This window comes from Curtobacterium sp. B8 (assembly GCF_000333315.1).
GTDB lineage: Bacteria > Actinomycetota > Actinomycetes > Actinomycetales > Microbacteriaceae > Curtobacterium > Curtobacterium luteum.
Map to the genome: position 1 here is coordinate 1 of NZ_BACW01000553.1, position 3,728 is coordinate 3,728.

Here is a 3,728-nt window from a genome sequence, read left to right on the forward strand (position 1 = left end):
GACGTCGAACGGCCGGTGCGGGGCCGACTGNCAGGCGTCCAGGACGACGAGGGCGCCCTTCGCGTTGGCGAGCGCCACGACCTCGGCGACCGGGGCGACCATGCCCGTGACGTTCGAGACGTGCGCGAACGCGACGACCTTCGTGCGGTCGGAGATGACGGCGGCCGCGTCGGCGGCGGTCCAGGTGCCGTCGTCGGCGACGGGCACCCAGCGGAGCGTCGCCCCGGTGGTGGCCGCGACCTCCTGCCACGGCACGAGGTTCGCGTGGTGTTCGGCCTCCGTCACGACGATCTCGTCCCCTGGCGCGAGCCGGACGCGGCCGGCGGCGGCACCACCACGGCCGCGGCTGGCGTTCGCGAACCCGTACGCCACGAGGTTGAGGGCGTCGGTCGCGTTGCTCGTCCAGACGACCTCCCGCGGGCTGGCGGCCCCGATGAAGCCGGCGACCGTGGCCCGAGCGTCCTCGTAGGCGTCCGTGCTCAGCGCGGCGAGCGTGTGGGCCCCGCGGTGGACCGCAGCGTTGTCCCGCTCGAGGAACCGGCGCTCGGCGTCGAGCACCTGCACCGGTCGTTCGGCGGTCGCGCCGGAGTCGAGGTACGCGAGCGGCCGGCCGTTCACCTCCTGCTGCAGGATCGGGAAGTCCGCGCGGATGCGGGCCACCTCGTCCTCGGTGAGCGGTGTGCTCGGTCCCACGATCGTCACGGGTCGGTCCTCCTGGTGTCGCCGGTCACGGACAACCCGTCAATCGTGGTCGTTGTTCCCGTCGGCGTCCAGTCGGACCCCCGTGGACGCCGCTACTCGTTGCCGATGTGCTTGTCCACGTTGTCCCGGGCGCCGTCGATCTTGTCGTCGAACTTGCCCCCGGTGGCCTTCTTGACCGCGTCGGCCACGCCGTCGAGCACCTTGTCGCTGACGTTCTCGGCCTGCTCGCTCTTCAGGGCGTCCTGCACCTTGCCGTCCTGCAGGAACTGCTGTGCCTTCTTGGTGATGTCGTCGAACCCGGCCATGAACGGCTCCTCCCTCGGGCGGGACCGGTCTGCCCCGCGTGCCGCCGATGGTAGGCCCGGAGGCGGTCCGGTGTCCGCGCCCCCGGGACCGGTCAGGCCATCTGGGCGCTGCGACGACGGGCGAGCACGTACGACACGGCGACGGACCCGGCGATGGCGAGCAGCGCGGGGACGAGGATGTCCGTGCCCTGCTGGGTGAACTCGAGCACGAGCACGAGGGCGGTGAAGGGGGCGCGCATCGTCGTCGCGAGGAACGCCGCGGCACCGACGAACGCGAAGGCGGCGAGGGACGACGAGTCGACGGGCCAGAGCAGGAGCCAGAGCCCACCGAGTCCGCCGCCGACGGCCGACCCGATCGCGATGGACGGCGTGAGCGTGCCGCCGACCGCGCCGGCGCCGATCGTGACGGCGGTGGTCGCGGTCTTCGCGATCCCGAGTACCAGCAGGAGCAGGATCGGCGCGAGTCCGACCACGGCGGCGTCGTCGAGGGAGGCGTTCATCGCCACCACGCCGAGCGCCCGGCCGTTGCCGAGGACCTCGGGGAACCACACCGCGACGAGCCCCACGAGCGCGAACGCCACGGGGAGCACGACGAGGAGGTGCCAGCCCTTCGGCGCGATGGCCTGCAGCCGGTTCGTGAGCTTGACGAAGCCGACCCCGGCGAAGCCGAGCACCGGCCCGACGATCACCGACCAGACGAGCAGCGACTCGGACATCGGCATCGACGGCACGTGGTAGAGCACCTCGTCGGGGATCACGAGCCGAGCGGTGAACGCGGCGATCGCACTCGTGGCGAACGCCGGCACCGCCGTGGCGAACGTGAGCTCCCCGAGCAGGACCTCGACGGCGAACAGGGCACCCCCGAGCGGCACGTCGTACACCGCTGCGAGACCGGCCGCCGCGCCGCACGCGACGAGGATGCGCGTCTCGCGGGGCGAGAGCCCGGCGCGCACGGTGACGACCTGGGCGAGCCAGGCCCCGATCTCGCGCGGCGCGACCTCCTTGCCGATCGAGCCGCCGAGGCCGACCGCCAGGATCTGCACACCGGCGTTCGCCACGGTCGAGACCGCGGGCATCCGCTTGCCGGCGACCGCCGCGGTCACCGCCACCGTCGGCTTCGCCCACCGCCGGAGCGCCCACCACGCGACGGCGGTGAGCACGCCCGCCGCGGCGACCGCCAGGAACCGCGCCCACCCGGACTCGGCGTCGGCCGCCTCGAGGTGGCCGCCGTAGGGGAACCCGAACGCGACGAACTGGATGAGCTGCAGCGCGAGCCACACCGCGGTGCCGGCGACGCCGCCCGCCACGCCGACGAGGGCGGTGACGACGGCGATGCGGATCGCGCGTCCGGAGGTCAGGTGGCCGGTGGGGGCGGCCCGGCCGGGGGCGACGGCATGACCGGTGGGCGTGGCGGGACCGGTGCGCGGCATGGCGTCGAGCCTACCGAGCACCGGTCGCGCGTCAGACCGCCGTGACGCGGAACGGCACCACGGCGTCGGCCGGCAGGTGTGGCGGCTGCACCCCCACGGTCGTCAGCACGCGGCCGCTGAACTCGCGCTGCCCGTCCCACCACGACGGCGCCTTCAGTCCGTGCAGCTCGCCGACGACGACCGGCTCGACCCGGTAGCGCGTGTCCGGGTCGAGGTCGCGGAAGCGGACCCGACCGGTGTTCGACACGTCCGCCCAGCCGGTGCTCGCGAGGAAGAACACGGCGCTGCGCTTGTCCGGGGACACGGTGCCGTACACCAGGCGCGTCGGCTCGACCTCGTCGACGCGGACGAGGTCGCCACCGTGCAGCAGTGGCCGCAGCTCCTTGTACAGGGCGGTCCACGCGGCGAGGTCGCGCAGTTCCCCCTCGGTGGCACGAGCGAGGTCCCACTCGATCCCGAGGTGGCCGACGACCGCGGTGCCGGCCCGGAACGCGAGGTCGTGGTAGCGCCCGGTCGTGTGGTTCGTGCCGCTCGCGATGTGGGCTCCGAGCAGCTCCGGCGGCAGCAGCTGCTGCGTCCACCGGTGCATGCGCTGCCGCTCGGACGGGTCGATGCAGTCGGATACCCACACGCGGTCGGTGTGCTCGATCACCCCGAGGTCGACGCGGGCGCCGCCGGACGAGCACGACTCGATCTCGAGCGCCGGGAACCGGTCCTTGAGGGTGGCCATCAGCCGGTACGTCGCGAGCGTCTGCTCGTGCACCGCCGCACCACCACCGGGGAAGCCGGCGTCCACGAGGTCCCGGTTGTGGTCCCACTTGACGTAGTCGACCTCGTACTCGCCGATGATCGCGGTCATGCGCTCCAGGACGTACGCGAACGCCTCCGGGATGGCGAGGTCGAGCACCTGCTGGTCGCGCGAGCGGACCGGGAGCCGACCGTCGGCCTGCATGATCCACTCCGGGTGCGCACGTGCGAGGTCGCTGTCCTCGTTCACCATCTCCGGCTCGAACCAGAGCCCGAACTGCATGCCGAGGCCCCGGACGCGGTCGACGATCGGCCCGAGGCCGTCCGGCCAGACCCCCTCGTCGACGTACCAGTCGCCGAGGCCCGCGTGGTCGTCCCGCCGGTTCCGGAACCACCCGTCGTCGAGGACGTACCGCTCCACGCCGAGGGCCGCGGCGCGTTCGGCGAGGTCGGTGAGCCGGGCGAGGTCGTGGTCGAAGTAGACGGCCTCCCAGACGTTGATCGTCATCGGCCGCAGGACTCTAGAGATCCCCCGGGACCGAGC

Annotated in this window: 4 protein-coding genes; all 4 read right to left on the reverse strand. The window is 73.1% G+C overall.

Features of this window, described 5'->3' with window-relative positions; genetic code table 11:
* On the reverse strand, positions 1-693 hold a 693-nt coding region (locus I59_RS14905; RefSeq protein ID WP_042726793.1), incomplete at its 3' end, for an aminotransferase class V-fold PLP-dependent enzyme.
* Between the two features lie 101 nt (positions 694-794).
* Positions 795-1,007: an antitoxin gene (locus tag I59_RS14910; protein WP_022904554.1), complete on the reverse strand. Its 213-nt coding sequence runs from the start codon at positions 1,005-1,007 to the stop codon at positions 795-797.
* 92 nt (positions 1,008-1,099) lie between these two features.
* A complete protein-coding gene (locus I59_RS14915) occupies positions 1,100-2,437 on the reverse strand; it encodes a chloride channel protein (protein ID WP_022904555.1) in 1,338 nt (445 codons plus the stop codon).
* A gap of 31 nt (positions 2,438-2,468) precedes the next feature.
* Positions 2,469-3,728: alpha-galactosidase (locus tag I59_RS14920; RefSeq protein ID WP_042726794.1), on the reverse strand; the 1,260-nt coding region annotated here is incomplete at its 5' end.